30 protein-coding genes are annotated in these 26,781 nt (G+C 64.1%); 15 read left to right on the top strand and 15 right to left on the bottom strand.

What is annotated here, in order from left to right:
• Nucleotides 1-51: 51 nt before the first annotated feature.
• Complete coding sequence (locus V9K84_RS22435) at nt 52-831, top strand: exodeoxyribonuclease III (protein ID WP_043859862.1); 780 nt, start codon at nt 52-54, stop codon at nt 829-831.
• 103 nt (nt 832-934) lie between these two features.
• Nucleotides 935-2,154, top strand: a protein-coding gene (locus V9K84_RS22430) for an IS3 family transposase (protein ID WP_338790690.1) whose coding sequence is annotated in 2 segments (ribosomal slippage) — nt 935-1,283 and nt 1,283-2,154 — 1,221 coding nt in all. Because the reading frame shifts where the segments join, the coding sequence is not laid out codon by codon here.
• Between the two features lie 135 nt (nt 2,155-2,289).
• Here the strand turns inward: V9K84_RS22430 and V9K84_RS22425 are convergent.
• Both V9K84_RS22425 and rph read right to left on the bottom strand, forming a co-directional pair.
• On the bottom strand, nt 2,290-2,655 hold the full coding sequence (locus tag V9K84_RS22425; RefSeq protein ID WP_043861577.1) for a DUF4870 domain-containing protein: 366 nt from the start codon (nt 2,653-2,655) through the stop codon (nt 2,290-2,292).
• A 12-nt stretch (nt 2,656-2,667) separates the two neighbouring features.
• Nucleotides 2,668-3,390: a ribonuclease PH gene (rph, locus tag V9K84_RS22420; protein ID WP_043861576.1), complete on the bottom strand. Its 723-nt coding sequence runs from the start codon at nt 3,388-3,390 to the stop codon at nt 2,668-2,670.
• Between the two features lie 264 nt (nt 3,391-3,654).
• Here rph and V9K84_RS22415 point away from each other — a divergent pair, with 264 nt between their 5' ends.
• Both V9K84_RS22415 and gmk read left to right on the top strand, forming a co-directional pair.
• The gene (locus tag V9K84_RS22415; protein WP_043861575.1) at nt 3,655-4,518 is read left to right on the top strand and encodes a YicC/YloC family endoribonuclease; all 864 of its coding nucleotides are present in this window, start codon (nt 3,655-3,657) and stop codon (nt 4,516-4,518) included.
• Nucleotides 4,519-4,531: 13 nt separating this feature from the next.
• Nucleotides 4,532-5,152 carry a guanylate kinase gene (gene gmk, locus V9K84_RS22410; RefSeq protein WP_043861574.1) on the top strand — a complete coding sequence of 207 codons (621 nt, stop codon included), beginning with the start codon at nt 4,532-4,534 and terminating at the stop codon, nt 5,150-5,152.
• Between the two features lie 18 nt (nt 5,153-5,170).
• Here the strand turns inward: gmk and V9K84_RS22405 are convergent, their stop codons facing one another.
• The 3 genes from V9K84_RS22405 to V9K84_RS22395 form a co-directional block, all read right to left on the bottom strand.
• Entirely contained in the window at nt 5,171-6,691 is a 1,521-nt protein-coding gene (locus tag V9K84_RS22405; RefSeq protein WP_043861573.1) for an APC family permease, read from the bottom strand.
• Nucleotides 6,692-6,797: 106 nt separating this feature from the next.
• A complete protein-coding gene (locus tag V9K84_RS22400) occupies nt 6,798-7,568 on the bottom strand; it encodes a gamma-glutamyl-gamma-aminobutyrate hydrolase family protein (protein WP_054916675.1) in 771 nt (256 codons plus the stop codon).
• A 33-nt stretch (nt 7,569-7,601) separates the two neighbouring features.
• Complete coding sequence (locus V9K84_RS22395; RefSeq protein WP_043861571.1) at nt 7,602-8,984, bottom strand: glutamine synthetase family protein; 1,383 nt, start codon at nt 8,982-8,984, stop codon at nt 7,602-7,604.
• 243 nt (nt 8,985-9,227) lie between these two features.
• Between V9K84_RS22395 and V9K84_RS22390 the strand changes: the two genes are divergently transcribed.
• The 5 genes from V9K84_RS22390 to V9K84_RS22370 all read left to right on the top strand — a co-directional run bounded on the left by V9K84_RS22390 (nt 9,228) and on the right by V9K84_RS22370 (nt 14,002).
• Nucleotides 9,228-10,118 carry a LysR family transcriptional regulator gene (locus tag V9K84_RS22390; protein ID WP_054916676.1) on the top strand — a complete coding sequence of 297 codons (891 nt, stop codon included), beginning with the start codon at nt 9,228-9,230 and terminating at the stop codon, nt 10,116-10,118.
• Nucleotides 10,119-10,370: 252 nt separating this feature from the next.
• Nucleotides 10,371-10,637, top strand: coding sequence for a DNA-directed RNA polymerase subunit omega (gene rpoZ / locus V9K84_RS22385; RefSeq protein ID WP_043861569.1), 267 nt, complete (start codon nt 10,371-10,373; stop codon nt 10,635-10,637).
• Nucleotides 10,638-10,697: 60 nt separating this feature from the next.
• The gene (spoT, locus tag V9K84_RS22380) at nt 10,698-12,806 is read left to right on the top strand and encodes a bifunctional GTP diphosphokinase/guanosine-3',5'-bis pyrophosphate 3'-pyrophosphohydrolase (protein ID WP_043861568.1); all 2,109 of its coding nucleotides are present in this window, start codon (nt 10,698-10,700) and stop codon (nt 12,804-12,806) included.
• A gap of 23 nt (nt 12,807-12,829) precedes the next feature.
• A complete protein-coding gene (locus V9K84_RS22375; RefSeq protein WP_043861567.1) occupies nt 12,830-13,210 on the top strand; it encodes a RidA family protein in 381 nt (126 codons plus the stop codon).
• A gap of 57 nt (nt 13,211-13,267) precedes the next feature.
• Nucleotides 13,268-14,002, top strand: coding sequence for a hypothetical protein (locus V9K84_RS22370; protein WP_088513978.1), 735 nt, complete (start codon nt 13,268-13,270; stop codon nt 14,000-14,002).
• Between the two features lie 12 nt (nt 14,003-14,014).
• Here the strand turns inward: V9K84_RS22370 and V9K84_RS22365 are convergent, their stop codons facing one another.
• Nucleotides 14,015-14,872 carry an SDR family oxidoreductase gene (locus tag V9K84_RS22365; protein WP_088513977.1) on the bottom strand — a complete coding sequence of 286 codons (858 nt, stop codon included), beginning with the start codon at nt 14,870-14,872 and terminating at the stop codon, nt 14,015-14,017.
• Nucleotides 14,873-15,068: 196 nt separating this feature from the next.
• Here V9K84_RS22365 and exbB point away from each other — a divergent pair, with 196 nt between their 5' ends.
• The 6 genes from exbB (at nt 15,069) to V9K84_RS22335 (ending at nt 21,805) form a co-directional block, all read left to right on the top strand.
• A complete protein-coding gene (gene exbB / locus V9K84_RS22360) occupies nt 15,069-16,058 on the top strand; it encodes a tonB-system energizer ExbB (RefSeq protein ID WP_043861564.1) in 990 nt (329 codons plus the stop codon).
• Nucleotides 16,059-16,061: 3 nt separating this feature from the next.
• On the top strand, nt 16,062-16,487 hold the full coding sequence (gene exbD, locus V9K84_RS22355) for a TonB system transport protein ExbD (protein ID WP_043861563.1): 426 nt from the start codon (nt 16,062-16,064) through the stop codon (nt 16,485-16,487).
• Nucleotides 16,484-17,227, top strand: a complete 744-nt coding sequence (locus V9K84_RS22350) for an energy transducer TonB (protein WP_043861562.1) — start codon at nt 16,484-16,486, stop codon at nt 17,225-17,227. The genes exbD and V9K84_RS22350 overlap by 4 nt, the downstream gene beginning before the upstream one ends.
• A gap of 94 nt (nt 17,228-17,321) precedes the next feature.
• Nucleotides 17,322-18,242, top strand: coding sequence for a hydrogen peroxide-inducible genes activator (locus tag V9K84_RS22345; protein ID WP_043861561.1), 921 nt, complete (start codon nt 17,322-17,324; stop codon nt 18,240-18,242).
• Nucleotides 18,243-18,251: 9 nt separating this feature from the next.
• A complete protein-coding gene (gene recG / locus V9K84_RS22340; RefSeq protein WP_043861560.1) occupies nt 18,252-20,327 on the top strand; it encodes an ATP-dependent DNA helicase RecG in 2,076 nt (691 codons plus the stop codon).
• A gap of 77 nt (nt 20,328-20,404) precedes the next feature.
• Complete coding sequence (locus tag V9K84_RS22335; RefSeq protein ID WP_043861559.1) at nt 20,405-21,805, top strand: aminoacyl-tRNA deacylase and HDOD domain-containing protein; 1,401 nt, start codon at nt 20,405-20,407, stop codon at nt 21,803-21,805.
• Nucleotides 21,806-21,829: 24 nt separating this feature from the next.
• On the opposite strand, the gene V9K84_RS22330 is transcribed toward V9K84_RS22335, so the two are convergent.
• From V9K84_RS22330 to V9K84_RS22290, 9 genes are all read right to left on the bottom strand, one after another.
• Nucleotides 21,830-22,207 carry a helicase gene (locus V9K84_RS22330; protein ID WP_043861558.1) on the bottom strand — a complete coding sequence of 126 codons (378 nt, stop codon included), beginning with the start codon at nt 22,205-22,207 and terminating at the stop codon, nt 21,830-21,832.
• Nucleotides 22,208-22,317: 110 nt separating this feature from the next.
• A complete protein-coding gene (locus V9K84_RS22325; RefSeq protein WP_088513976.1) occupies nt 22,318-23,181 on the bottom strand; it encodes a hypothetical protein in 864 nt (287 codons plus the stop codon).
• Nucleotides 23,178-23,879, bottom strand: a complete 702-nt coding sequence (locus tag V9K84_RS22320; RefSeq protein ID WP_256582762.1) for a hypothetical protein — start codon at nt 23,877-23,879, stop codon at nt 23,178-23,180. The genes V9K84_RS22325 and V9K84_RS22320 overlap by 4 nt, the downstream gene beginning before the upstream one ends.
• Complete coding sequence (locus V9K84_RS22315) at nt 23,870-24,850, bottom strand: sel1 repeat family protein (RefSeq protein WP_143516612.1); 981 nt, start codon at nt 24,848-24,850, stop codon at nt 23,870-23,872. The genes V9K84_RS22320 and V9K84_RS22315 overlap by 10 nt, the downstream gene beginning before the upstream one ends.
• Nucleotides 24,847-25,398 (bottom strand): hypothetical protein, encoded by a 552-nt coding sequence (locus tag V9K84_RS22310; RefSeq protein ID WP_052504257.1) that lies wholly within the window; start codon nt 25,396-25,398, stop codon nt 24,847-24,849. Before V9K84_RS22310 ends, V9K84_RS22315 begins: the two co-directional genes overlap by 4 nt.
• Nucleotides 25,395-25,751 (bottom strand): hypothetical protein, encoded by a 357-nt coding sequence (locus V9K84_RS22305; protein ID WP_043861556.1) that lies wholly within the window; start codon nt 25,749-25,751, stop codon nt 25,395-25,397. The genes V9K84_RS22310 and V9K84_RS22305 overlap by 4 nt, the downstream gene beginning before the upstream one ends.
• Nucleotides 25,748-26,074, bottom strand: a complete 327-nt coding sequence (locus tag V9K84_RS22300) for a hypothetical protein (protein ID WP_088513975.1) — start codon at nt 26,072-26,074, stop codon at nt 25,748-25,750. The genes V9K84_RS22305 and V9K84_RS22300 overlap by 4 nt, the downstream gene beginning before the upstream one ends.
• Entirely contained in the window at nt 26,074-26,286 is a 213-nt protein-coding gene (locus V9K84_RS22295; protein ID WP_078481444.1) for a hypothetical protein, read from the bottom strand. The genes V9K84_RS22300 and V9K84_RS22295 overlap by 1 nt, the downstream gene beginning before the upstream one ends.
• Nucleotides 26,276-26,701, bottom strand: a complete 426-nt coding sequence (locus V9K84_RS22290; RefSeq protein ID WP_078481443.1) for a hypothetical protein — start codon at nt 26,699-26,701, stop codon at nt 26,276-26,278. The genes V9K84_RS22295 and V9K84_RS22290 overlap by 11 nt, the downstream gene beginning before the upstream one ends.
• Nucleotides 26,702-26,781: the final 80 nt, after the last annotated feature.

Here is a 26,781-nt window from a genome sequence, read left to right as displayed (position 1 = left end):
AAATGAGTACAGCTCGGGTATCATACACGCACGAGATTTTTGGGGCCATTTATGCGGATCATCAGTGTGAACGTTAATGGCATTCAGGCTGCAGTCGAGCGTGGTTTGCTCAGCTGGCTACAAGCCCAGAATGCCGACGTCATCTGCCTTCAGGATACCCGCGCCTCGGCCTTTGAACTCGACGACCCAGCTTTCCAGCTCGATGGCTACTTCCTTTATGCCTGCGATGCAGAAGTTCCAGCCCAAGGCGGCGTGGCACTCTACTCGCGTTTGCAGCCCAAGGCAGTCATCAGCGGCCTGGGCTTCGAGACAGCCGATCGCTACGGGCGTTACCTGCAGGCCGATTTCGACAAAGTCAGTATTGCCACCTTGCTGTTGCCTTCGGGCATGAACGGTGACGAAGACCTCAACCAGAAATTCAAGTTGATGGACGACTTCGGCAAATACCTGGACAAGCAGCGCCGCAAGCGTCGCGAGTACATCTACTGCGGCTCGCTGTATGTGGCGCAGCAGAAGCTCGACGTGAAGAACTGGCGCGACGGCCAGCAGTCGCCAGGTTTCCTGGCGCCAGAGCGGGCCTGGATGGACGAGATCGTCGGCAACATGGGCTATGTGGATGCGTTGCGCGAAGTCAGCCGTGAGGGCGACCAGTACAGCTGGTGGCCGGACAACGAGCAGGCCGAGATGCTCAACCTGGGCTGGCGTTTCGACTACCAGCTGCTGACCCCGGGCCTGCGCCGCTTCGTACGAAGCGCTCGCCTGCCGCGTCAGCCACGCTTCTCCCAGCATGCGCCACTGATCGTGGACTATGACTGGACGCTGACGATCTGATCGCTCAGCCACAAAAAAGCCGACTGCGTGTCGGCTTTTTCGTATCTGGTGTCCCGTCCTGAATAAGGTTTACACCTCCCATCCCGAATTTCCGGAGAGTCAGATGGAACAAGGTGTAAAGCGCACACAGCGTGATTACTCACTGTCTTTTAAATTGGCGGTGGTTGATCAGATTGAAAAAGGCGAACTGACCTACAAGCAGGCCCAGGTGCGGTATGGCATCCAGGGACGGTCGACGGTTCTGGTATGGTTGCGTAAGCACGGTCGGCAGGATTGGAGCCAGGGGGCTTCGATCCGCGACGAGAGGAGCTGCGCGATGTCTGACCCCAAAACGCTCACTCCAGAGCAGCGGATCAAAGAGCTTGAGCAGCAGCTTGAGCTGATGAGCCAGAAGGCCCAGTTCTTTGAAACGGTCGTTGATGTTCTGAAAAATGACTATGGTGTCTCGGTCGTAAAAAAGCGATCCGGCAAGTCCTCTCGCAAGGTCAAGTCGCAGGACTGAGCATTGCCAGGGCTTGTCAGTTTCTAGGCATCAGTCGACAGGCTTACTACAAGCGCAACCGAGCTGCTGATGGCAAAGAGCGCCAGGCAGATCGGGTGGTTCAGTTTGTTCAGCAAGTCCGGCTGCGCCAGCCCCGTCTGGGTACCCGTAAGCTGCACTATTTGCTGCATTGCCAACCTGACAAACGATTCCAGGTCGGCCGAGATAGGCTGTTTCAGGTCTTGGGAGAGCGCCGTTTGCTGGTACTGCCCAAGCGGGCATACCACAAGACAACACAGAGCTTTCATCGCTTCTACCGCCATCCCAACTTAATCAAGCCCGGTCCAAGCCAAGTCGTCCCGACAAGGCCGGAGCACGTCTGGGTTGCCGACATTACTTATCTGCCCGCACGCAACGGCCCGCTGTACCTGAGCCTGGTAACGGACGCGTACTCCAGGAAAATTGTTGGTCACCACGTCCATGAAAGCCTGCATGCCGAGTCAGTAGCGCAAGCCTTCAAGCAGGCCTTACGAAAGCGACGTCATCGCCAGCCATTAGTCCACCATTCGGATCGAGGCATCCAATATTGCTCGGCGCTATACCAGTCACTGCACCAACGGCACGGCGTTCAGTGCTCCATGACTGATGGGTATGACTGCTACCAGAACGCGCTGGCTGAGCGAATCAACGGAATCCTCAAGATGGAGCTGCTGTTGAGCAGCCCTGAAGATCTGGAGCAAGCGAGGCAGATGGTTGATGAGGCAGTGCAGATCTACAACACAGAACGGCCCCATATGGCCCTGAAAAACAAAACGCCCGATGCGGTGCATCAGGCGTTTTGAGGCCTATCGGCCTACCTGAACAGGTGTAAACCTATTTCAGGACTAGACATGGCCTTTGGGCCCTTTCGCCGGCAAGGCCGGCTCCTACCGGGTCAACGCAACCGCCGTAGGAGCCGGTCTTGCCGACGAAGCATGTCAGGTCAGCACACGCCAGGCCCACGGATAACGAAAGGCCTTGCCCTGCTTGACCTTGACCGCCGCAATGACGATCAGTACCGCCACCCCCAGCGAGATGATGGTCAGCGCAAGCTTGGCCATCGGTACGGTAAACCCCACCACGCACACCATGCCCAGCAGGGTCATGGTCAGCTGGAAGTTCACCGCCTCCTTGCCCTGGGCGTCGACGTACGGGTCGATGCCGCGCTTGAACCACCACAAGGCCAGCGGCGCGATCAGGTTGGCGAACGGCACCACCATGCCGGCAGCCGCCGCCAGGTGGCACAACATGCCCCAATGACGGGCTGCATCACCGGGCATCGGCGCGTTGGACGGCTCGGCCATGACGACTCCCGATCAGTCCGCCAGCGCGGCCTGCTGCAGTTGGAACAGGTCGGTCATGCCCTTCTGCGCCAGCGCCAGCATGGCGTTGAGCTCTTCAGGCTGGAACGGAGCCCCTTCGGCGGTGCCCTGGACTTCGATGAAACCACCGGCGCTGGTCATCACCACGTTCAGGTCGGTTTCGGCCGCCGAATCTTCCGGGTAGTCCAGGTCGAGCACCGGCACGCCCTGGTACATGCCGACCGATACGGCCGCAATCATGTGCTTGACCGGGTCGCCGCCCTTCAGGCCGCCACGCTTCTTGACCACGCGCAGGGCGTCGACCAGCGCAACCATGGCACCGGTGATCGACGCGGTACGGGTACCGCCATCGGCCTGGATCACGTCGCAGTCGACGTACAGGGTGATGTCGCCCAGCTTGCTCATGTCCAGCGCGGCGCGCAGCGAGCGGCCGATCAGGCGCTGGATTTCGAGGGTACGACCACCCTGCTTGCCGCGGCTGGCTTCGCGCTGGTTGCGCTCGCCGGTGGCGCGCGGCAGCATGCCGTACTCGGCGGTCAGCCAGCCCTGGCCCTGGCCTTTGAGGAAGCGCGGTACGCCGTTCTCGACGCTGACCGTGCAGATGACTTTGGTGTCTCCGAACTCGACCAGTACAGACCCCTCGGCGTGTTTGGTGTAGTTGCGGGTGATGCGGATCGAGCGCAGCTGATCGGCAACGCGACCACTTGGACGTTTCATTTGGGCTACCTGTACTGGATATGAATCTGCCCGGCATTATAGGGCTACAGGGCCCTCGGTGGACATGCCTGCGGCCAAATGCACGGCCAGCCGATCATCGGCGCACCACGCCACAAGCCCCGATCTGGCCGCGCCGCCCGGTATTTGCGGCGCCCTGCCCGCTGCTTTGTAGCATCAGCGCATTGGGAGCCGGCGCCGCACTGCGTTACAATCCTGCGCCTTTGCAGGCTGTCGGCTTGCTCCCTAATCTGCGAGGTACTTCCCATGGTGCACAGCATGACCGCCTTCGCCCGCGTCGAGCAGGCCGGGACCCAGGGCACACTGATCTGGGAACTGCGCTCGGTCAATCATCGCTACCTCGAGCCGCACCTGCGCCTGCCCGAAGCCCTGCGCGACCTCGAAGGCGCGGTGCGCGAGTCCCTGCGCCAGGGCCTGTCGCGCGGCAAGGTCGAATGTACCCTGCGCTTCAATGAAGAGAACGCCGGCAAGCCGCTGCAGGTCGACCGCGAGCGTGCCGCTCAGCTGGTCGCCGCCGCCGAGACCGTGGCCGGCCTGATCAAGCAGCCCGGCCCCCTCAACCCGCTCGAGGTGTTGGCCTGGCCGGGCGTGCTGGTGGCCGATGCCAGCGACCCGCAGGCGCTCAATGCCGAGGCCATGGGCCTGTTCGAACAGGCCCTCAAGGAGCTCAAGAACGGCCGCAACCGCGAAGGCGCGGAACTCGCCCGACTGATCAACGAGCGCCTCGACAGCATGAGCGAGGAAGTCACCACCCTGCGCGCCCTGGTGCCGCAGATGCTCGCCGCCCAGCGCCAGAAGGTGCTGGACCGCTTTGCCGACATGCAGGCCGAACTCGACCCGCAGCGTCTGGAGCAGGAGATGGTGATGCTGGCGCAGAAGAGCGATGTGGCCGAAGAACTCGACCGCCTCAGCACGCATGTCACCGAAGTGCGCCGCGTGCTCACGTCGGGCGGCGCCGCCGGCCGGCGCCTGGATTTCCTGATGCAGGAACTCAACCGCGAAGCCAACACCCTGGGCTCCAAAGCCTTTGACACACGCAGCACCCAAGCGGCGGTCAACCTCAAGGTTCTGATCGAGCAGATGCGTGAACAAGTACAGAACATCGAGTAAGGCCACCCCTACCATGACCCACAGCAGCGGCACCCTTTTCATCGTCTCGGCCCCTTCGGGCGCCGGCAAGACCAGCCTGGTCAAGGCGCTCACCGACGACCTCAACCACATTCGCGTGTCGGTCTCGCACACCACGCGGGCCATGCGTCCGGGCGAGCATGACGGGGTGAACTACCACTTCGTCGACCGCGCCGAGTTCGACCGCATGATCGCCCAGGGCGACTTCCTGGAGCAGGCCGAAGTCTTCGGCAACTGCTACGGCACCTCGCGCAGCGCACTGCAGCAGACCCTTGACCAGGGCCATGACCTGATCCTGGAAATCGACTGGCAGGGTGCACAGCAGGTGCGCAAGCTGATGCCCGAGGCGCGTTCGATCTTCATCCTGCCGCCCAGCCAGCAGGCCCTGCGCCAGCGCCTGACCAACCGCGGCACCGACAGTGACGAGATCATCGAAGGGCGCATGCGCGAGGCGGTCAGCGAGATGGTGCATTACGACGAATACGAGTTCGTCATCATCAACGACGACTTCGCCACGGCACTGGACGACCTCAAGGCGGTGTTCCGTGCCAACCGCCTGCAGCGCGGCCAGCAGCAGCAACGTCACAGCGAACTGCTCAGGCAACTGCTTGCCTGAGCAGCGTGCCCCGGCCGCTTAACCGCGGCCGGGCACCGTTGCGTGACGGCGCAGGGTCATGCCCAGGAAGAACGCCGGCGCACGCAGGCGCGACAGCATCATCAGCACCAGGCCCAGCAGGGTGATGATCATCGCGATCACGAACACCAGCCCCAACCCGCCTACATGCGAACCGCTGCCGAACGACGGCGAAGCACTGTCATAGGCTGTCTGCAGGAAAATCACCGAAAGAATGCCGCCGCCCAGCAACGGGCACAGGCCGCGCATCAGGAAGTGACGCAGGCTGTCGGTGAGGCTGTGGCGGAAGTACCACACGCAGGCGAACGCGGTCAGCGAGTAGTAGAAGCAGATCATCATGCCCAGGGCAGTGATGGTGTCGGCCAGCACGTTCTCGCTCAGGGTACGCATGGTGACGTAGAACACGCCTGCGGCCACGCCGGCACAGATGGTGGCATAACGCGGGGTTTTCGAACGCGGGCAGACGCTCGCGAAACGCTCCGGCACTGCGCCGTAGTACCCCATCGCCAGCAGCGTGCGCGCCGGCGAAACGAAGGTCGACTGCAACGAGGCCGCGGTGCTGGCCAGCACCGCGATCGACATCAGGATCGCCAGTGGCCCCATCACCGGGCCGGCCAGGTGGGCGAAGACGTTTTCCTGGATACGCGGGTTGCCCAGGCCCAGGCCGATATCGCTGATGCCGGCAAACTGCAGGGTGGCAATTGCGGTCACCAGGTACAGGCCCAGAATCAGCAGCACGGTCAGGGTCGCTGCCTTGCCCGGTACGTCATCGCTGCCCACCGATTCTTCGCTGATGCTCAGGCACACATCCCAGCCCCAGAAGATGAAGATCGACAGCGACAGGCCGGCGGTGAAGGCCGAGAACGACTCCACCCCGAACGGGTTGAACCAGTCCATCTCGAAGGTCAGCGGCGGCGCCTCCGACGACCCGCCGAATGCGGCCATGGCAAAACCCAGCAGCACGATCAGTTGCAGCGCCACCAGGCCGTACTGCACGGTCATGGTGGTGGCGATGCCGCGACAGCAGATCCACACGGCCATGGCGATGAACACGCAACAGGTGGTCACATTGACCAGCAGGTTGTCGGCCAGCGCCGCCACCTCGTGCTTGCCGGTGATCTGCCCGAGGAACAGATAGAAGAAGTCCACCGCCACACCGGCGAGGTTCGACAGCACGATGGTGGTGGCGGTGACCAGCCCCCAGCCACCGATCCAGCCGATCATCGGGCCGAAGGCACGTACCGACCAGGTGAACGAGGTGCCGCTGTCGGGTTCGGCGGCATTCAGCTCGCGATAACCCAGCGCCACCAGCAACATGGGCAGGAAACCGACGATGAACACCGCCGGCAGGTGGGCACCGACTTCGCGTACGGTCGGGCCGAGGGCGCCGGTGAGGGTATACACCGGCGCAATAGTGGAAATGCCCAGCACGATGCTGGCCAGCAGTCCGAGCCGGCCCTTGGCCAGCCCTTTGGATCGCCCGCCCACACCTGGGGACAGGCCTGCTTTGTGTTCGCTCATGAGTAGTTGCCGTCACTATTGGTATTGTTTTCCGGGCCCCCCGTGGGGTGCCCGCTATCACTCAATGAAACTTGTTGCAGTGCATCGCCGGCTCAGCCGGGTGACCTCATAGGGCCTTCTCCCGGCGCAGCGCATGGGCGATGCAGGCTTCGCGAAACGCCTCGAACAGGCGCAGCGACACCGGGTTTTCGGCAAAGCGGTATTCCGGGTGCCATTGCACACCGACCACAAAGCCTGGGGCGTCATCCATGGACACGGCTTCGATCAGTCCATCGGGAGCCAGGGCTTCGGCGCGCAGGCCGGCGGCCAGGCGATCGATGCCCTGGCTGTGCAGCGAGTTGACCATGAAGCGGGCAGGCAGCCCCATCTGCTCGAATTTCCCCCCGGGCTGGCATGTCACCAGGTGGCGGGGGCTGTATTGCTCTTCCAGCGGCGCATCCTGCGACTCGCGATGGTCCAGGTAGCCTGGCAGCTCCTGCACACGCTGGTGCAAGGTGCCGCCCAGGCTGACGTTGAGTTCCTGGAAGCCCCGGCACACGCAGAACACCGGCACACCCCTGGCAATCGCGGCCTGCAGCAGCGGCAGGGTCAGCCGGTCACGAAACACGTCGTGGCGGGTGCCTTCCACGCTGGGGGCGCCATTGTAATGATGCGGCTCGACATTAGAAGGCGAACCGGTAAAAAGAATGCCATCCAGATGCTCCAGCACAAGGTTCGGGTCGCTTGCGACGTCCCGGGCCGGGAGAATCAGCGGCAATCCGGCAAAACCGGCCGCCTCGACATACTTGTCGCCCACGGTATGCGACGAGTTCTTGCCCAGTTGCTGGCGGCAAGCACTCACACCAATCAGGGGCAGCCGCCCTGCGCGCTCGTTCATCGGTTAAGCCTCCGTTGCAGCTTTATCCAGCCATCACACCGTATGCAGGTACCAGTTGTATTCGAGGTCGGAGATCGACACTTCGAACTCCGCCATCTCGCTTTCCTTGCAGGCCACGAAGATGTCGATGTAGTCGGGGCTGATGTACTGGTTCAGCACCTCGCTGTCATCGAGCTCGCGCAGCGCATCGCGCAGGTTGTTCGGCAGGCTCTGCTCCAGTTGCTCGTAGGAGTTGCCCTCGACCGGCTCGCCCGGGTCGACCTTGTTGGTCAGGCCGTGGTGAATGCCAGCCAGGATCGAAGCCATCATCAGGTACGGGTTGGCATCGGCGCCGGCCACGCGGTGCTCGATACGCACGGCATCGCTGCTGCCGGTAGGCACGCGCACGGCCACGGTACGGTTGTCCAGGCCCCAGCTCGGGGCATTGGGCACGTAGAACTGCGCGCCGAAACGGCGGTAGGAGTTCACGTTGGGGCACAGGAAGGCCATCGATGCCGGCATGGTTTCGAGCACGCCGCCGATGGCGTGGCGCAGGGTTTCGCTGTTTTCGGGGTCGTCGGTTGCGAAGATGTTCTTGCCGGTCTTCTTGTCCAGCAGCGAGATGTGCACGTGCAGGCCGTTGCCTGCCTGGCCAGGGTACGGCTTGGCCATGAAGGTGGAGTCCATCTCATGGTCGTAGGCGATGTTCTTGATCAGGCGCTTGAGCAGCACTGCGTAGTCGCAGGCCTTCATCGCGTCAGCCACGTGGTGCAGGTTGACCTCGAACTGCGCCGGGGCGCTTTCCTTGACGATGGCATCGGCCGGGATGCCTTGCTCCTTGGCCGCTTCGAGCATGTCCTGCAGGCAGTCGACATACTCGTCCAGGTCATCGATCAGGTACACCTGGGTCGATTGCGGGCGTTTGCCCGAGATCGGCGAGCGCGGCGGCTGCGGGCGACCGTTCAGGTTGTCCTGGTCGATCAGGTAGAACTCCAGCTCGAACGCGGCGCAGATATCCAGGCCCAGCGCGTCGAACTTCTCCACCACGCCGCGCAGCACTTCGCGCGGGTCGGCGAAGAATGGCGTGCCGTCCAGTTCATGCATGGTCATCAGCAGCTGCGCGGTGGGGCGCTTCTGCCAGGGCTCGAAGCTCAGGGTGCCGGGGATCGGGTAGCAGATACGGTCGGCGTCGCCGATGTCCAGGCCCAGGCCAGTGCTTTCGACGGTGGAACCGTTGATGTCCAGGGCGAACAGCGAAGCCGGCAGGTTGATGCCTTTTTCGTAGACCTTGACCAGGCTCGCACGCTCGATGCGCTTGCCACGCACCACGCCGTTCATGTCTGCAATCAGCAGATCGACAAATTGCACCTCAGGGTGGGCCTTGAGAAATTCACCCATCTCGTCGAGAGGGATGGCGCACGGGGAGACCGACGTCATGGCTAGGCATCCTTTGATTTTTTATCGGGCGGCAATGGAGGAGGTGTTACTGCGCTATCGGGAGCGGCGATGGTTTCATTTGTTCTTTTTAAGGTTCCCATCGTGGGGAATGCCGAACGCCGCGGCATTGCACGGTCGTTCCAGGTTCTGACAACGTCGCGGGTTGATTCACGACTGCCGCCTCACTATAGAATGGCCCCCACGCAACAGACATTGGCATTTAGGCAAGCAAAGAGTGCACCCATGCAATATCAGATCAGTCACGCCGACCTTTCCCTGGTGCTCGCGCTGGTACGCGGACGCTCCCTGGCCAAGGCTGCAGACCTGCTGCGGGTCGATGTGTCGACGGTGTTCCGCTCGATCCGGCGCATGGAGGCCGCACTGGGCACCGCGCTGTTCGTGAAGAGCCGCAAGGGCTACATCCCCACCGGCACCGCCCAGGCCCTGGCCGAGCAGGCCGAACGCGCCGAGCAGGCGCTGGATGCGGCGCGGGTGGCGCTGGAGCACGGCGAACAGGTGGTCAGCGGCACGGTGCGCCTGACCTGTACCGATGCGGTGCTGCACAGCCTGCTGCTGCCGGCCCTGGCCGACTTCATGCCGGCATACCCGGCCCTGTCACTGGAGCTGGCGACCTCCAACACCTTCGCCAACCTCAGCCGGCGCGACGCCGACCTGGCGCTGCGCCTGACCAATTCGCCACCCGAGCACCTTGTGGGGCGCTGCCTGGGGGCGGCCTCGTATGTGGTGTGCGGGCGCGAGGAGTACCGCGAGCGGCTGGCCGAGGCCCCGGCCAGCGTGCCCTGGATTGCCCCCGACGACTCCATGCAGGACCACGCCACAGTGGTGTGGCGCAGTCAGCAGCTGCCGGGGGTGATGCCGCGCTATCGCTGCAGCGGAATCGCGGCGATTGCACAACTGGTGGCGGCCGGGCTGGGGGTGGCTGCCCTGCCCGACTACATGGCCGACACCTTGCCGGGGGTGGAACAGTTGAGCGGTGCCCTGCCCGGGTGCAATACCGAGCTGTGGCTGCTGACCCGCCCCGATTGCCGTGCGCTGCGTTCGGTGCAGACCCTGTTCGACGAATTGACCCCGCGTTTGCGCGGGATGCTGGGGCGCCAGGAGGGTCAGGCCTGACTTTCGGGCCCCTTCGCCGGCAAGGCCGGCTCCCACGGGGCAGGTGCGCAGTTCTGCAGGCGCCGACCTGCCGGCCAAGCATTTGAATCCACTCCCACAAGACAGTTGTGCTAGAGCCTCACAACTGGTTATTGTCGGCTTACACAGGTCTCGACGTGAAATCAGCGCTTCCCTAAAGGCTGGTGATTTTTTAAACTATCGAGTCCGCTCGCCCATTCGGGCTGAACACCGCATTTGCTACTGAGGAAGACCATGGCCCGCGTAACCGTTGAAGATTGTCTAGAACACGTGGATAACCGCTTTGAGCTGGTCATGCTGTCTACCAAGCGTGCCCGCCAACTGGCCACCGGCGGCAAAGAGCCGAAAGTGGCGTGGGAAAACGACAAGCCGACCGTCGTCGCCCTGCGCGAAATCGCCGAAGGCATCTGCACCCCAGAATTCATGGCCGAACAGGACATCGTCCACGAAGACCCGGTCTTCGCTGCATTCGGTGAGGACGAGGCCAACGAGGCCGTCTAAGTCCATGCCTGGTCGACGTTGTACGGCGCAGGGCCCACTTTCTCGGCAGGAGCTAACATCGTGCCGAGCATAGACGCCCTCGCCGATCGCCTCTCGACCTACCTCGGCGCCGACCAGGTCAACCTGGTACGCCGGGCGTATTTCTACGCCGAACAAGCCCACGACGGCCAGCGCCGTCGCAGCGGCGAGCCATACGTCACGCACCCGCTGGCGGTGGCAAGCATTCTTGCCGACATGCACATGGACCATCAGAGCCTGATGGCCGCCATGCTGCATGACGTGATCGAAGACACCGGCATCGCCAAGGAAGCCCTCAGTTCCCAATTCGGCGAAACCGTCGCCGAACTGGTCGATGGCGTCAGCAAGCTGACCCAGATGAACTTCGAGACCAAGGCCGAAGCCCAGGCCGAAAACTTCCAGAAGATGGCCATGGCCATGGCCCGCGACATTCGCGTGATCCTGGTCAAGCTGGCCGACCGCCTGCACAACATGCGCACCCTGGAAGTGCTGTCGGGCGAAAAACGCCGGCGCATCGCCAAGGAAACCCTCGAGATCTACGCCCCCATCGCCAACCGCCTGGGCATGCACACTGTGCGCGTGGAGTTCGAGGACCTGGGCTTCAAGGCCATGTACCCGATGCGCTCGGCGCGTATCTACCAGGCAGTCAAGCGTGCCCGCGGCAACCGCAAGGAGCTGGTCAACAAGATCGAGGAATCGCTCAGCCACTGCCTGGCCGTGGACGGTATCGAAGGCGAGGTCAGCGGGCGGCAGAAGCACATCTACGGCATCTACAAGAAGATGCGCGGCAAGCGCCGCGCCTTCAACGAGATCATGGACGTGTACGCCTTCCGCATCGTGGTCGACAAGGTCGACACCTGCTATCGCGTGCTCGGCGCCGTGCACAACCTGTACAAGCCGCTGCCGGGGCGCTTCAAGGACTACATCGCGATCCCCAAGGCCAACGGCTACCAGTCGCTGCATACCACCCTGTTCGGCATGCACGGCGTGCCCATCGAGATCCAGATCCGCACCCGCGAGATGGAAGAGATGGCCAACAACGGCATCGCGGCGCACTGGCTGTACAAGTCCAGTGACGACGAGCAGCCCAAGGGCACCCATGCCCGGGCGCGCCAGTGGGTCAAGGGCGTGCTGGAAATGCAGCAGCGCGCGGGCAATTCGCTAGAATTCATCGAAAGCGTGAAGATCGACCTGTTCCCGGACGAGGTCTACGTGTTCACGCCCAAGGGCCGCATCATGGAGCTGCCAAAGGGCTCCACGGCGGTCGACTTTGCCTACGCGGTGCATACCGACGTCGGCAACAGCTGCATCGCGTGCCGCATCAACCGCCGCCTGGCACCGCTGTCCGAACCGCTGCAGAGCGGCTCGACGGTCGAGATCGTCAGCGCCCCGGGCGCACGACCGAACCCTGCCTGGCTGAACTTCGTGGTCACCGGCAAGGCGCGCACCCATATCCGCCATGCCCTGAAGCTGCAGCGCCGCTCCGAATCGATCAACCTGGGCGAGCGCCTGCTCAACAAGGTGCTCAACGGTTTCGACAGCGCGCTGGACAAGATCCCCCAGGAGCGCATCCAGGCCATGCTGGCCGAGTATCGCCTCGAAGTGATCGAAGACCTGCTCGAAGACATCGGCCTGGGCAACCGCATGGCCTACGTAGTGGCGCGCCGCCTGCTCTCCAGCGAAGGCGAGCAATTGCCCAACCCCGAGGGTCCGCTGGCCATTCGCGGCACCGAGGGCCTGGTGCTCAGCTACGCCAAGTGCTGCACGCCGATTCCGGGCGACCCGATCGTCGGGCACCTGTCGGCGGGCAAGGGCATGGTGGTGCACCTGGAGAACTGCCGCAACATCAGCGAAATTCGCCACAACCCGGAAAAATGCATCCAGCTGTCCTGGGCCAAGGATGTCACCGGCGAATTCAATGTCGAGCTGCGCGTCGAGCTGGAGCACCAGCGCGGCCTGATTGCCCTGCTGGCCAGCAGCGTCAACGCCGCCGACGGCAACATCGAGAAGATCAGCATGGACGAACGTGATGGCCGCATCAGCGTGGTCCAGCTGGTGGTCAGCGTGCACGACCGTGTGCACCTGGCCCGCGTGATCAAGAAACTGCGTGCCTTGACCGGGGTGATTCGCATCACCCGCATGCGCACGTAGCCCTCCCCCTGCAAGGAGTCACCATGACCAAGACCGTCATCACCAGCGACAAGGCCCCAGCGGCCATCGGCACCTACTCCCAGGCGATCAAGGCCGGCAATACCGTATACATGTCGGGCCAGATCCCGCTGGACCCGAAAACCATGGAACTGGTCGAAGGCTTCGAAGCCCAGACCGTACAGGTGTTCGAAAACCTCAAAGCCGTGGCCGAAGCTGCCGGCGGCTCGTTCAAGGACATCGTCAAGCTGAACATCTTCCTGACCGACCTGAGCCACTTCGCCAAGGTCAACGAAGTCATGGGCCGCTACTTCGAACAGCCCTACCCTGCCCGCGCCGCCATCGGCGTCGCTGCGCTGCCACGCGGCTCGCAGGTTGAAATGGACGCGATCCTGGTCCTCGAGTAATACCTCGCGCGGCGGGCCGGCCGGCTCGCCGCCGCACTGTTCTGGAAGGACCCCGCCATGCGCCACGCGCTTGCCCTGGCTCTGGCCGCCGCACTGTTGAGCGGTTGCGCCAGCCACAAACCCGAAGACTACAACGGCATCTGGATCAACCAGCAGGCCATCGATGCTGCCGCCAAAGGTGTGAGCCTGCGCAAGGCGCTGCAGGACAGCGGCGGCAACCTGGAATGGAAGGTCAACGTCGCGGCCGAACAGGCCAGCTACACCAACGGTTTCGAGATCGTCGAAGGCCAGCTCAAGGCCGGCGGAAAACAGCGGGACGTGGTATTCCCGGGGAATGAGATACAGACGTTGAGCCTGGATGGCGACGAACTGGTGCAGCACGCCACCCCGATGGCGCCGCAGCACAGCTTCCAGAAGGCCAGCTCTCCCGCCCCAATGGAAGCCCGCACCGGGACCACCTTCGAGCAGGCGCTGTACGGCGCCTACCTGAAGGGTGACTGGAAGGTGATCGAGGGCCCTGGTCAGGGCAATGTGGTGCGCTTCGGCGACACGGGCAGCGTCGAGGGCCTGCCCAATCTGGACCGCTACGCACTGTGCCTGGCCGGCGACTGCGCCAGCATGAGCGGCGAGTACGACAGCCTGTGGCTGGAGCGCAACCAGCAGGGTAACCCGTGGATCTTCAAGCGTGATGGCAAGACGCTGGAAATCCTGCGTGCCCTCAACAGCGCCCAGCCAGACGAGATGCCGCAGCTGTATCCCGGCGCCCGGCAATGGCTGCTCGAGCGCGACTGATCGGGTGAGCCCTCAGGTTTGCGCCGCCAGAATCGCCGCGTAGCCTTCCTTGTAGCTCGGGTACTGTGGCACCCAGCCCAGTGCCCGGGCACGCGCATTGCTGCAGCGCTTGCTGCCGGTGCGCCGCACACGCTGCTGCTCCGACCAATGCGTGACGCCCATGTACTCGCGCAACCAGGCCACCACGTCGGCCAATGGCGCCGGTGCATCGTCCACCCCGATGTAGCAGTCCTCCAGCGCACGCCCCGCCGCATCGGCCTTGAGCAGGAAGGCCAGCAGCCCTGCCGCGTCCTCGGCATGGATGCGGTTGCCGTACAGCGGCGGCTCTTCGGTCACCCGATACCCCTGGCGCACCTGGCTGAGCAGCCATTCGCGGCCCGGCCCGTAGATACCGGTCAGGCGCACGATGCTGGCCGGAATGCCGCTGGCCAGTGCCAGCTGTTCGGCCTGGAGCATGACCTGCCCCGAATAACCTGACGGCAAGGTGGCGGCGGTTTCATCGATCCACTCGCCGTCCTGCTGGGCGAACACACTGCTGCTGGACACGAACAGCAGGCGCTGCGGTCGCTGGCCACGCTCGGCCAGCCAGCCCAGTACATGCTTGAGGCCCTGTACATAAGCCGCCTGATAGCCCGCCTCGTCATGCTGGCTGGCGGCCACGCAGTACACCAGGTAGTCGGGTGCGACCAAAGGCCAATCGGTCGGGCACTGCGGGTTTTCCAGGTCTGCCGCGATGCCGGCAACCCCCACGGGCAAGGCCGCCACATTTCTGCGCAAACCGCTTACCGACCAGCCAAGACCCAGCAATTGCTGGGCCAGACGGCCACCCACATCGCCGCAACCGACGATCAGAACTGAAGGCGAAGACATCCGCACACTCCGTCAGACAAAGCCACAGCCTATCTGTGGAAATCGATAGGCGGCTAGTTAATATGCAAAAAAAGATACTGTGTATCTTCTGTTAACAAGAATTACTTGCAATAATGGCCGCCCAAATTTTGTTCTCGGCCCGACTCGAGGCCTGGAAGGACAACCACCCATTTCTTCTTCATCAGGTCCGGCCAGCATGACACGTATTCAACCTTCCGCTTCGCCAACCCTGTCGCGCGCCTGGCGCGCCATTGCCGCGCTGATGTTCAGCCTGGTACTGGCCCCCGCCGCCATGGCCGATGAGCCCGCCGCACAGAACGCCACACCGGCCGCCGCCGTTGCCCCTGCCGATGCTACCCCGGCCGCACCTGCTGCCCCGGGCGCCGAGCCTGCGGATGCCGCCGCCGCGCCGGGCGCTGCCCCTGTCGAAGGCCAGGCCGACGACGCCACCCAAGCGCTGGTCGAAGACACCAGCCTGGGCATGGCCCACGACCTGTCGCCATGGGGCATGTACCAGAACGCCGACATCGTGGTGAAGATCGTGATGATCGGCCTTGCCATCGCCTCGCTGATCACCTGGACCATCTGGATTGCCAAGGGCTTCGAACTGATGGGCGCCAAGCGCCGCCTGCGTTCTGAAATCGCCCTGCTGAAGAAGGCCACCAGCATCAAGGACGCCAGCGAAACCGCCGACAAGCCCGGCACCCTGGCACACCTGCTGGTGCACGATGCCCTCGAGGAAATGCACCTGTCGGCCAATGCCCGTGAAAAAGAAGGTATCAAGGAGCGCGTGAGCTTCCGCCTCGAGCGCCTGGTCGCGGCCAGCGGTCGCAACATGAGCAGCGGTACCGGCGTGCTTGCCACCATCGGCTCCACCGCTCCGTTCGTCGGTCTGTTCGGTACCGTGTGGGGCATCATGAACAGCTTCATCGGCATCGCCAAGACCCAGACCACCAACCTCGCGGTGGTTGCACCCGGTATCGCCGAGGCCCTGCTGGCCACCGCCCTGGGCCTGGTTGCCGCGATCCCCGCAGTGGTCATCTACAACGTCTTCGCCCGTTCCATCGCCGGTTACAAGGCACAGGTTTCCGACGCTTCGGCGCACGTGCTGCTGCTGGTCAGCCGCGACCTGGACCACCAGCCAGGCGAGCGTTCCGCTGCGCCACACATGGTGAAAGTGGGGTAAACCATGGGCCTGCATCTTAACGAGGGCGGCGACGATCTCGCCGAGAACCACGAAATCAACGTCACGCCGTTCATCGACGTGATGCTGGTACTGCTGATCATCTTCATGGTGGCGGCGCCCCTGGCCACGGTCGACATCAAGGTCGACCTGCCGGCCTCGACCGCCAAGCCCGTGCCCAGGCCGGAGAAGCCGGTGTTCCTCAGCGTCAAGGCCGACCAGAACCTGTACGTCGGCGACGATCAGGTGCAACGCGACCAGCTGGGCGCGGTACTGGACGCCAAGACCAAGGGCGACAAGGACACCACCATCTTCTTCCAGGCTGACAAGGGCGTCGATTACGGCGACCTGATGGAAGTCATGAACACCCTGCGCGCAGCCGGCTACTTGAAGGTCGGCCTGGTGGGACTTGAGACGGCAGCCAAGAAATGACCAATACGCGGCATAAACTGGCGCGCTACGGCGTCAGCCTGGCGATTGTGCTGGCCGTGCATGCCGTTGCCGTGGTGCTGATGCTCAACTGGTCGGTGCCCCAGGCAATCGAACTGCCGCCTGCGGCGATGATGATCGAGATGGCGCCGATGCCCGAGCCGGCCCCACCACCGCCGCCGAAGGTCGTGGCCCCGCCACAGCCGCCGACGCCGGTCGAGGAGCCACCACTGCCCAAGGTGGCAGAAGCGCCCAAACCGAAAATCGCGATACCCAAGCCACCGCCCAAGCCCAAGGCCAAGCCCCAGCCTCCGAAACCGGAGAAAAAACCGGAGCCGCCGCAGGACAAACCGGTCGACCAGGAAACCGTGGATTCCCCGCCAAGCAACGCTCCGGCGCAGAAATCCGCAGCACCGGCGCCAAGCATCGCCGCCAACAGCAATGCCCTGCCTACCTGGCAGAGCGACCTGTTGCGTCACCTTGGCAAGTACAAGCGCTACCCGGAAGACGCGCGTCGGCGGGGCCTGCAGGGTATCAACCGGCTGCGCTTCGTGGTCGACGCCGAAGGCAAGATCCTGTCGTACTCGCTGGCCGGTGGTTCAGGCAGCGCGGCACTGGACCGGGCAACCCTGGAAATGATCCGCAAGGCTCAACCCGTGCCCAAGCCGCCTCAGGAACTGCTCAACAACGGCAGTATCGAAGTGGTCGCGCCGTTCGTGTACTCGCTGGACAAGAAACGCTGAGTTGTTTGTTTCTGTCACACGCACGCAAGTCTGATAACGTGCGTCTATCGATTGCAGCCGCTATGCTGGGCTCGCAACTTCATGGACGCACGTTATGACCCTCACAGAATTGCGCTACATCGTCACCCTCGCTCAGGAACAGCACTTCGGCCACGCGGCCGAGCGTTGCCACGTCAGCCAGCCGACCCTGTCGGTGGGCGTGAAGAAGCTGGAGGACGAGCTGGGCGTGCTGATCTTCGAGCGCAGCAAGAGCGCGGTGCGCCTGACCCCGGTCGGCGAAGGCATCGTGGCCCAGGCGCAGAAGGTACTGGAGCAGGCCCAGGGCATCCGTGAACTGGCCCAGGCCGGCAAGAACCAGCTGACCGCGCCGCTCAAGGTCGGGGCCATCTATACCGTCGGCCCGTACCTGTTCCCGCACCTGATTCCGCAACTGCACCGGGTTGCTCCGCAGATGCCGTTGTACATCGAAGAAAACTTCACCCATATCCTGCGTGACAAGCTGCGCAACGGCGAGCTGGACGCGGTGATCATCGCCCTGCCGTTCAATGAAGCCGACGTGCTGACGCTGCCGCTGTACGACGAGCCGTTCTACGTGCTGATGCCCAGCGAGCATCCCTGGACGAAGAAAGAGACCATCGACGCCAGCCTGCTCAACGACAAGAGCCTGCTGTTGCTCGGCGAAGGCCACTGCTTCCGCGACCAGGTGCTGGAGGCCTGCCCGACCCTGACCAAGGGCAACGATGGCGCCAAGCACACCACGGTGGAGTCCAGCTCGCTGGAAACCATCCGCCACATGGTCGCCTCGGGGCTGGGCGTGTCGATCCTGCCGCTGTCGGCCGTGCACAGCCATCACTACGCGCCGGGCATCATCGAAGTCCGCCCATTGAGCCCGCCGGCACCGTTTCGCACCGTGGCGATCGCCTGGCGCGCGAGCTTCCCGCGGCCCAAGGCCATCGAGATTCTGGCCGACTCGATCCGCCTGTGTTCGGTGGCCAAGCCACCCGCCGCACCTTAGGGCCCGAGCATGACCGAGTTGTCGAAGGTGTCGGTCACGGCACTGAAGGGCGTTGGCGAAGCCTTGGCCGAGAAGCTGGCCAAGGTTGGCCTGGAGAACATCCAGGACGTGTTGTTCCACCTGCCCCTGCGCTATCAGGACCGCACCCGCGTGGTGCCGATCGGCGCCCTGCGCCCGGGCCAGGATGCAGTGATCGAAGGCGTGGTCAGTGGCACCGACGTGACCATGGGCAGGCGCCGCAGCCTGCTGGTGCGCCTGGGCGATGGCACAGGTTCGCTGAGCCTGCGCTTCTACCACTTCAGCAATGCCCAGAAAGAAGCGCTCAAGCGCGGCACCCACCTTCGCTGCTACGGTGAAGCGCGCCCCGGCGCCTCGGGCCTGGAGATCTACCACCCCGAGTACCGCGCCCTGACCGGCGACGAGCCGCCCCCGGTCGATACCACCCTGACCCCGATCTACCCGACCACCGAAGGCCTCACCCAGCAGCGCCTGCGCCAGCTGTGCCAGCAGAGCCTGGGCCTGCTCGGCCCGCGCAGCCTGCCCGACTGGCTGCCGCTGGAACTGGCACGCGACTACCAGCTGGCACCGTTGGCCGATGCTATCCGCTACCTGCACCACCCGCCGGCCGATGCCGATGTCGAAGAGCTTGCCGTGGGCCACCACTGGGCCCAGCACCGCCTGGCCTTCGAAGAGCTGCTGACCCACCAGCTGTCGCAGCAGCGCCTGCGCGAGAGCCTGCGCGCCCAGCGGGCCCCGGTGTTGCCCAGGGCGAGCAGGCTGGCGGCCCAATACCTGGCCAACCTGGGCTTCGCTCCAACCGGCGCACAGCAGCGCGTGGGCAACGAGATCGCCTACGATCTCAGCCAGCCCGAGCCGATGCTGCGCCTGGTGCAGGGCGATGTGGGTGCCGGCAAGACCGTGGTCGCCGCGCTCGCAGCCCTGCAGGCGCTGGAAGCCGGCTACCAGGTGGCGCTGATGGCCCCCACCGAGATTCTTGCCGAGCAGCACTTCGTCACCTTCAAGCGCTGGCTCGAACCGCTGGGCATCGAAGTCGCCTGGCTGGCCGGCAAGCTCAAGGGCAAGGCGCGCACCGCCGCGCTGGAGCAGATCGCCGCCGGCGCGCCAATGGTGGTGGGTACCCATGCGCTGTTCCAGGAAGAGGTGAAGTTTCACAACCTGGCCCTGGCGATCATCGACGAACAGCACCGCTTTGGCGTACAGCAGCGCCTGGCCCTGCGCCAGAAAGGCGTGGGCGGCCAGTTGTGCCCTCACCAGCTGATCATGACTGCCACGCCGATCCCGCGCACCCTGGCCATGAGCGCCTATGCCGACCTCGACACCTCGGTGCTCGACGAACTGCCGCCGGGGCGTACCCCGGTCAACACCGTACTGGTGGCCGACAGCCGCCGCATCGAAGTGGTCGAGCGCGTGCGCGCCGCCTGTGCCGAAGGGCGCCAGGCCTATTGGGTATGCACCCTGATCGAAGAGTCCGAAGAGCTGACCTGCCAAGCCGCCGAAACCACCTTCGAAGAGCTCACCAGTGCCCTGGGCGAGTTGCGCGTGGGGCTTATCCACGGGCGCATGAAGCCGGCCGAGAAGGCTGCGGTGATGGCCGAGTTCAAGCAGGGCAACCTGCAACTGCTGGTGGCCACCACCGTGATCGAGGTGGGCGTGGACGTACCCAACGCCAGCCTGATGATCATCGAGAACCCCGAACGCCTTGGTCTTGCCCAGCTGCACCAGTTGCGCGGGCGAGTCGGACGCGGCAGTGCCGCCAGCCACTGCGTACTGTTGTATCATCCGCCACTGTCGCAGATCGGGCGTGAACGCCTGGGGATCATGCGCGAAACCAATGACGGCTTTGTCATTGCGGAGAAAGACCTGCAACTGCGTGGCCCGGGCGAAATGCTCGGGACCCGCCAGACCGGCCTGTTGCAGTTCAAGGTCGCCGACCTGATGCGCGACGCCGACCTGCTGCCGGCGGTGCGCGATGCTGCACAGGCCCTGCTGGCACGCTGGCCGGACCACGTCAGCCCGTTGCTCGACCGCTGGTTACGCCACGGGCAGCAATATGGCCAGGTGTGACGTACCTCCCATGTCGACGCGGGCCGCCCCCATCGAGCCGGCTATACTGGCCGCTGAAAAAATACTGGATACAGACCATGACTGAAGTTGCCCTGGATACCGCAACCCCCCACACACCGTCTGTTATCCGGTTGCTGCTCGACAAGCTCGGCATCGCCTACCGCGAGGTCATCGACCACCCGCAGCTGGCGCCCGAGGCCAAGGTCCAGGCCGTGCTGCTCGACGACGCGGTCGGTGCGCTGATGGTGCTGTTCCCGCAGAACCAGCTGCTGGACCTCAGCCACCTGACCGAGCTGACCGGCCGCAAGCTCACCGCCGTACCGCTCGAGCGGCTCGAACTGATGCTCAAGAAGCACGGCCTGACGATCCTGCCCGCCATTCCGGCGCTGACCAGCTCACCGTGCCTGTACGAGGAGCGCCTGCTCAAGCAGCCGGCCCTGCTGATTCATTCCGGAACCCCCGGCCTGCTGCTGGAAATCCACAGCGAGCACTTCAGGAAGATGCTGGCCAAGGCCAGTGCCGGGCATTTCGGTGTAATGCTCAGCGAGATCCGCCCCAACCTCGACCGGCCGGCCGATGACAGCAAGGAGATCACCGAGGCGGTGCAGGCATTTACCGCACGACGCATCCAGCAGCGCCTGGAATCGACCATCGAGATCCCGCCGCTGGCCGAGACCGCACAGAAGATCATCAAGCTGCGGGTCGACCCCAACGCCACCATCGACGACATCACCGGTGTGGTCGAGACCGATCCGGCGCTGGCCGCGCAGGTGGTCAGCTGGGCCGCCTCGCCCTACTACGCCTCCCCCGGCAAGATCCGCTCGGTGGAAGACGCCATCGTGCGGGTGCTGGGCTTCGACCTGGTGATCAACCTGGCGCTGGGCCTGGCCCTGGGCAAGACCCTGAGCCTGCCCAAGGATCACCCGCAGCAGACCACCCCCTACTGGCAGCAATCGATCTACACCGCCGCCGTGATCGAGGGCCTGACCCGCGCCATGCCCCGCGCCGAGCGTCCTGAGTCGGGCCTGACCTACCTGGCCGGGCTGCTGCACAACTTCGGCTACCTGCTGCTGGCGCATGTGTTCCCGCCGCATTTCTCGCTGATCTGCCGCCACCTGGAGGTCAACCCGCACCTGTGCCACAGCTATGTCGAGCAGCACCTGCTGGGCATCAGCCGCGAGCAGATCGGTGCCTGGCTGATGCGCTTCTGGGACATGCCCGAAGAGCTGGCCACCGCCCTGCGCTTTCAGCACGACCCGCATTACGCGGGCGACCATGCCGCCTTCCCCAACCTGGTGTGTGTGGCGGTACGCCTGCTGCGCGCGCGCGGCATCGGCTCGGGGCCGGACGACCGCATCCCCGACGCGTTGCTGGAGCGCCTGAACATCAGCCGCGAGAAGGCCGAGGACGTGGTGCACAAGGTGCTTGAAGCCGAATCGCTGCTGCGTGAACTGGCGTCACAGTTCACCCCGCACTGACAACCTGAAGCCTGGGCGCTGCGCTCAGGCTTTCTTCTTGCGCGGCATCAGGTACTTCATCAGGCCCTGGAACCAGATCACCAGGGCCGGGTTGCCCTTGATCTGGATCGACTTGTCCTGAATCCCCTGCATGAACGCCAGCTGCTTGTTCTTGGCCTGCAGCGTGGCGAAGCCGTAGGCGGCATCCTTGAAGGCAATGGCGAACGCAGGCTCGGCATGGGTGCCACCCTTGCTGCGGATGCGCTGGTTGCTGACGATGAAGTGCCGGGCGACCTTGCCGTCGAGGGTCTGCAACTGGAACACCAGGTCCTTGTCCTTCAGTTGCTGCTGGAACGCCGGGTTGTTGCGGCTGGCCCGGGCCATCAGCAAACCCATGGCCCAGAGCAGAAAACGAAACTTCATGTGCGCCCCTAGGCGAAAAGTGACTGAGGGGCGCAGTTTAGCTTTTTTGCGACCAAAGGCTACAGCCATCTTCGCTTTGTTGAAGGCGACTGTATGTCAGGGTGTGCGGCCTACCGGTTGGGGTCGGCAGCCGGTACCGCATCCAGGCGCAGTTGCACCCGTGACGGAATCTTCTGCGCCGCGCCGGCCTCCAGCATCTGCTGGCGATAGCGCGCGTAGTAAGGGCCGGCTTCGCGCGAGTTGCCGTAGCCCCAGAGAATATCGGCAATGTTCAGCTGCAGCGCCCGACGCCCCTGGGCAAAGGGCTCGATGGCGCGATAGATGCGCAGCATCAGGTTGGGGTTCCAGTCGTCGCCGATCAGGTAGCCCATGTCGTTGTAGCCGGGCACGTTGTCCTGGGGCGCATGGCAGGCCATGTAGGAATCCAGGCCCATGTACACCTCTTCGGCCAGTACGGCGTGACGCGCGGGTATCTCGCGGTTCTCGCTGCTGTGCAGCAGGCCTGCGACCTTGGCCGGCTTGATGGTTTCCAGCTTGGTAGCCCAGGGCAGCTTGTTCTCCGGCTGCCAGGCGCCGTTCTGCCAACGGCCCACGCAGTACTGGGCCAGCCGCGTGGCCATCACACAACCGGTGTCCATCGCCACCATGTCGCAGCGCAGCGTGGGGGGCGTGAACTGCCGCCCCGACTGGCGCAGGCGGTAGAGCATCACGAAGCGCCCGTCAGGCGACACTGCCGAAGCGTCGCCATCGATCGCATCCCGCGCAAACTCGTGCGGGTACAAGGTGAAGCCCTTGCCATTGGCGCCTTGCCACTGCACCGCATGCCAGCCGTTCTCCTCGGCGCTCCATTTGGAGAACGAAAGCTTCGCCCCGCCTGCGCCCTCGATGGTTTTTTCGGCAGGTACTGCGGCATGGGCAGTGCCTGCCAGTGACAGTGACAACGCCAAGGCAACGGCGTGAGGGGTGCGCTTCATTTCGAACCCTTGAAGATGAGGTTGAGAAAGTGACGGTGCAGCTGCGCATTCGCGCCGATGGCCACCAGGGTCACACTGGCAGACAGTGTGCTGTAGAACAGCGCCCGCAGCGGATGCTCGGGCCACAGGTAGAAGCCGATGATCGCCGCCATGAACACCGTGGCCTGTACCTTGCCCCACACCCGTGGCAGCAGGGCGATCAGCAGGTTCATGCCGACGAAGAACCAGAACACCATGTACATCGCTATGCCAACGGCTACCCCGCGCGACGTCAGCCCGCCGGCGTACTGCTTGTACCAGCTCACCAGCGTGCCGTTGAGCGCCACGTAGGCCACCACCGCAAACAGGTGCACCACTATCGGCAGCACCCAGCGCAGCAACTGGCGGTGGGTGACCGGGCTGTCGCCACGCCAGTGTTCGGGCAGTGGCGCCAGCCCGGGCGACGGAGGCTGGTTGTCGATGTGCGCCAGATACTCTGCCCAGCCACGCGGTGCGTTGTGGCGCAGCAGGTAGGCCTGCTGGCGGGCCTTGCCCAGGCGCAACCAGAACGGCCACCAGCAGTAATGCCAGTAGTGTTCGAAATCGCCCTGCAGGCTGCCCAGCCCCTGCGGGTCGAGCTCGGGAAAGCTGACCCAGGGCGCGGGCGGGCTCAGCGTCGGGTCTTGCAGGCATTCGCGCCAGTTGTGGGCTACAGGCATGGCTGGTCCTTGTCGGCGCGAGCGCCGCGTTTGATCATCTCCTGGGCATTGAAGTCCGCCCAGTCTGCACCGTGCGCCACCGCCTCGGTGTAGCAGGCCAGCGAGCGTGCCGGTTGGGCAGGCACGATTTCACCGCGCGCATACACGCTGCCCAGCTCGTTGAAGGCATTGCCCGAGCCCATTGCGGCGGACTGACGCAAGGCGTCGAGGGCCTTCTGCGGGTGTTTGCAGGTGTTGTCGTCGGGGCGGTACTGGCCCTCGTCGCAATAGAAGCTCGCCAGCATCAGTGCCCCTTCAGGGACAGTGGCCGACGACAGGCGCAGCAACTGCTCCAGGCGCTGGTTGCTCAGGCGCGGCGCCATGCCCGACAGGCTGATTGCCGCAGCGCTGTAGGCAGCGTAGGCAGAGCCTTGGTCCACGGCATCGAGGTAGCTGTTGAGCGCAGCGATGAACAGCTGCTTGTCGATGGGCTTGATTTCACCCTGGCCCAGTTGCTCGTAGGCATCGCCGCGCAGCAGCGCACGCACGCCGGGGGCGGCATCATCGGGGGTTTTCACGCTCTTGAGCGCGTCGCTCGGCGACCAGTCCTCGACCCGTGCCAGCGCCCAGCAGTCGGCCTGCTCGAAGATGAATGCCTGCAACACCTCGCCGCGCTGGTCGCGCAGGTAAACCCGGTCGGGCAGCGCGATTTCACGGATCAGCCCGTTGGCCGCCACCCGCTCCGACGACAGCTGCGAAAGATCAGGACGCAGGGCCGGCTCGAGCTTGCGTACCACCGGTTGCGGCCCCTCGGGCCCGGCCTGGAGGCGCTGCTCGACCAGGGTATGGGCGGTAAAATCGGCCTGCAGCTGCGCATCCTCGGCAAACGCCTTGAAAAACATCGCGAAGTCGCGGCTGGGGCAAACCGGCGCGGCCTGCGCCAGCGCACTTGCCAGCAGGCCGGCCAGCAGCATCGAGATACTCGACTTCATGGCTGATACACCGGGGGCGGGTTGATGTAGTACTCGGTTTGCGTGCAGGGGTAGTCGCTGACCCACACCAGCCACAGCCAAAGGTCCCAGAAGTAGCGCACCAGGTGCTCGGGTTTGCGGCAGCGGGCCTGTTCTTCGGCCACGGTGTAGTCGGTATTGGCGATGAAGCTGTTGAGCCAGTGCGGCTCCCATTGCGGCATGGCGATGTCGAAATGGCGGTCGCGCTTGTTGAAATTGATCCAGTAGATGCCCACTTCGGCTTCATCCTCGAAGTCGCGCATGTCCAGCGACTGCAGGTCGTACAGCGGCGTGCGCCAGACCTCGCCCGGGCGCTCGCGATCGGTCACGCGCATGTAGCCCATGCCGCCGAAGGGTATCAGCCAACTGCGTGCCGGCACGTTCTGGAAACGGTAGCGCCCCGACTCGCTGACGAACGAGGTCTGGCCGGGTGCCTCGATCAGCGCGTGAATCTGATAGCCCACCCACGCCAGCACGCCCAGCACCACCAGCCAGCGCCACAGTTGCTGCTTTACGGTCGGGCTGCTCATTTACGCCTCAGCCAATGCGAGATCAGCACCGCCGACAGGCTGAGGCCGCCCGCCAGGCAACTGAAGAAGTACGCCCGCACCGGGTGCTCGGGCAACAGCCACCAGAGGATCAACACGATTTGCGCGGCCACCAGCCAGTACTTGAGCTTCCAGTTGGTCAACAGGGGCAGCACCACATTGAGCGGCACGAACACCCACATCACCAGGAACACAATGCTGCCGGAGGACACGCCACGGGCGGTAAAGCCGCCGTAGTGGCCCTTGTACCAGTCCACGGCAATATCGTTGAGCACCCCGTAGAGCACGATGGCCAGTGCATGCAGGGCGACATTGATCAGCAGTTGTCGCTTCATTTGGGCGGCGTTCCTTGCAGCGCATTGCACCAGCTGCGCACATCGTCACGGTCGAACGCCGGGCAGTGATTGTCCTTGGCGATATAGCGATAGGGGTGAGCGGGCTCATGGGTGAAGTGGTAGTAGTAACGGTCGTCCTCGCCGTACAGCCAATAGTTCGATGAGCCCTGGGACACCTGATACGGCTCGAAACTCAGCAGCGACGATTCGGCGGGGATGAAGTTGTCGCGGTCCATCAGCAGCATCAGCAGGTTGCCGAACAGCGGCGTGCCCACCCCCAGCGCCAGCACGGCCACCAATACCACCCCGATTACTGCCTTCATCACGGTACCTGGGTATTCATGCAGTAGGTGCCCACACCGTGCAGCAGCACCACCGACAACAGGCAGCCAAACGTCAGCAGCCTAACCCAGCGCGTGTTGCGCTGGCGCTCGCCGAGGTTAAGCAGCAAGGCGAACAGGCACAGGATGGCCAGGCTGCCGAACAGGTTGCTGTCGGCGAGACCTGCCAGGTAATTCTTCAGCTCAAGGTCCATTGCACAGGCGCCTTTGCGCCGCCAGCAGCAGCGCGGTCAGGGTGACGAAAAAATAGCCGGCGCCCAGCAGGTAGGGCACAAAGGCCACCCACATCAGCATCAGGCCCAACCCGGCGATACGGCCGGTGAGCAGGTAGACCAGGCCATACAGCACCCAGGGCAGTGCGTAGAAAGGGACGCACCACAACGGCGCCCACCACAGGTGCCGAGGCGCCAGGTGCAGGCGGCGGCTGGCCCACAGCGCGAACAGGGGGTAGCCAAGCAGGCCGAAGCCCAGCAGGTAGATTTGCAGGAACGGCTCGAAACCGGTCACGCGCAGGCCGTACTGGTAGACATCCAGACACAGCAGCGAAACCAGGCATACCCAGGGTAACCAGACGTAGAAGCGATAGGGGGGCGCACAGCTCACAGGCATGAGCCGAACGATTCGATGAATGATGAGTTGCCCATGCCGCTCCCTCCCTGGAACACCGCCGCGCGGGTGTGGGCGGCGGC

Origin of the sequence: Pseudomonas sp. AE27 (assembly GCF_037113495.1) — a bacterium.
Classification (GTDB): domain Bacteria; phylum Pseudomonadota; class Gammaproteobacteria; order Pseudomonadales; family Pseudomonadaceae; genus Aquipseudomonas; species Aquipseudomonas palmensis.
Note: the sequence above shows the minus strand (reverse complement) of the source record. Positions and strands in the feature narration are given on the sequence as shown.

Excerpts from the sequence above, each read along its gene's own strand:
- V9K84_RS22435 (WP_043859862.1), top strand. The coding sequence starts at position 52 with ATGCGGATCATCAGTGTGAACGTTAATGGCATTCAGGCTGCAGTCGAG.
- V9K84_RS22425 (WP_043861577.1), bottom strand. The coding sequence starts at position 2,655 with ATGGCCGAGCCGTCCAACGCGCCGATGCCCGGTGATGCAGCCCGTCAT.
- rph (WP_043861576.1), bottom strand. The coding sequence starts at position 3,390 with ATGAAACGTCCAAGTGGTCGCGTTGCCGATCAGCTGCGCTCGATCCGC.
- V9K84_RS22415 (WP_043861575.1), top strand. The coding sequence starts at position 3,655 with ATGGTGCACAGCATGACCGCCTTCGCCCGCGTCGAGCAGGCCGGGACC.
- gmk (WP_043861574.1), top strand. The coding sequence starts at position 4,532 with ATGACCCACAGCAGCGGCACCCTTTTCATCGTCTCGGCCCCTTCGGGC.
- V9K84_RS22405 (WP_043861573.1), bottom strand. The coding sequence starts at position 6,691 with ATGAGCGAACACAAAGCAGGCCTGTCCCCAGGTGTGGGCGGGCGATCC.
- V9K84_RS22400 (WP_054916675.1), bottom strand. The coding sequence starts at position 7,568 with ATGAACGAGCGCGCAGGGCGGCTGCCCCTGATTGGTGTGAGTGCTTGC.
- V9K84_RS22395 (WP_043861571.1), bottom strand. The coding sequence starts at position 8,984 with ATGACGTCGGTCTCCCCGTGCGCCATCCCTCTCGACGAGATGGGTGAA.
- V9K84_RS22390 (WP_054916676.1), top strand. The coding sequence starts at position 9,228 with ATGCAATATCAGATCAGTCACGCCGACCTTTCCCTGGTGCTCGCGCTG.
- rpoZ (WP_043861569.1), top strand. The coding sequence starts at position 10,371 with ATGGCCCGCGTAACCGTTGAAGATTGTCTAGAACACGTGGATAACCGC.
- V9K84_RS22375 (WP_043861567.1), top strand. The coding sequence starts at position 12,830 with ATGACCAAGACCGTCATCACCAGCGACAAGGCCCCAGCGGCCATCGGC.
- V9K84_RS22370 (WP_088513978.1), top strand. The coding sequence starts at position 13,268 with ATGCGCCACGCGCTTGCCCTGGCTCTGGCCGCCGCACTGTTGAGCGGT.
- V9K84_RS22365 (WP_088513977.1), bottom strand. The coding sequence starts at position 14,872 with ATGTCTTCGCCTTCAGTTCTGATCGTCGGTTGCGGCGATGTGGGTGGC.
- exbB (WP_043861564.1), top strand. The coding sequence starts at position 15,069 with ATGACACGTATTCAACCTTCCGCTTCGCCAACCCTGTCGCGCGCCTGG.
- exbD (WP_043861563.1), top strand. The coding sequence starts at position 16,062 with ATGGGCCTGCATCTTAACGAGGGCGGCGACGATCTCGCCGAGAACCAC.
- V9K84_RS22350 (WP_043861562.1), top strand. The coding sequence starts at position 16,484 with ATGACCAATACGCGGCATAAACTGGCGCGCTACGGCGTCAGCCTGGCG.
- V9K84_RS22345 (WP_043861561.1), top strand. The coding sequence starts at position 17,322 with ATGACCCTCACAGAATTGCGCTACATCGTCACCCTCGCTCAGGAACAG.
- recG (WP_043861560.1), top strand. The coding sequence starts at position 18,252 with ATGACCGAGTTGTCGAAGGTGTCGGTCACGGCACTGAAGGGCGTTGGC.
- V9K84_RS22335 (WP_043861559.1), top strand. The coding sequence starts at position 20,405 with ATGACTGAAGTTGCCCTGGATACCGCAACCCCCCACACACCGTCTGTT.
- V9K84_RS22330 (WP_043861558.1), bottom strand. The coding sequence starts at position 22,207 with ATGAAGTTTCGTTTTCTGCTCTGGGCCATGGGTTTGCTGATGGCCCGG.
- V9K84_RS22325 (WP_088513976.1), bottom strand. The coding sequence starts at position 23,181 with ATGAAGCGCACCCCTCACGCCGTTGCCTTGGCGTTGTCACTGTCACTG.
- V9K84_RS22320 (WP_256582762.1), bottom strand. The coding sequence starts at position 23,879 with ATGCCTGTAGCCCACAACTGGCGCGAATGCCTGCAAGACCCGACGCTG.
- V9K84_RS22315 (WP_143516612.1), bottom strand. The coding sequence starts at position 24,850 with ATGAAGTCGAGTATCTCGATGCTGCTGGCCGGCCTGCTGGCAAGTGCG.
- V9K84_RS22310 (WP_052504257.1), bottom strand. The coding sequence starts at position 25,398 with ATGAGCAGCCCGACCGTAAAGCAGCAACTGTGGCGCTGGCTGGTGGTG.
- V9K84_RS22305 (WP_043861556.1), bottom strand. The coding sequence starts at position 25,751 with ATGAAGCGACAACTGCTGATCAATGTCGCCCTGCATGCACTGGCCATC.
- V9K84_RS22300 (WP_088513975.1), bottom strand. The coding sequence starts at position 26,074 with ATGAAGGCAGTAATCGGGGTGGTATTGGTGGCCGTGCTGGCGCTGGGG.
- V9K84_RS22295 (WP_078481444.1), bottom strand. The coding sequence starts at position 26,286 with ATGGACCTTGAGCTGAAGAATTACCTGGCAGGTCTCGCCGACAGCAAC.
- V9K84_RS22290 (WP_078481443.1), bottom strand. The coding sequence starts at position 26,701 with ATGCCTGTGAGCTGTGCGCCCCCCTATCGCTTCTACGTCTGGTTACCC.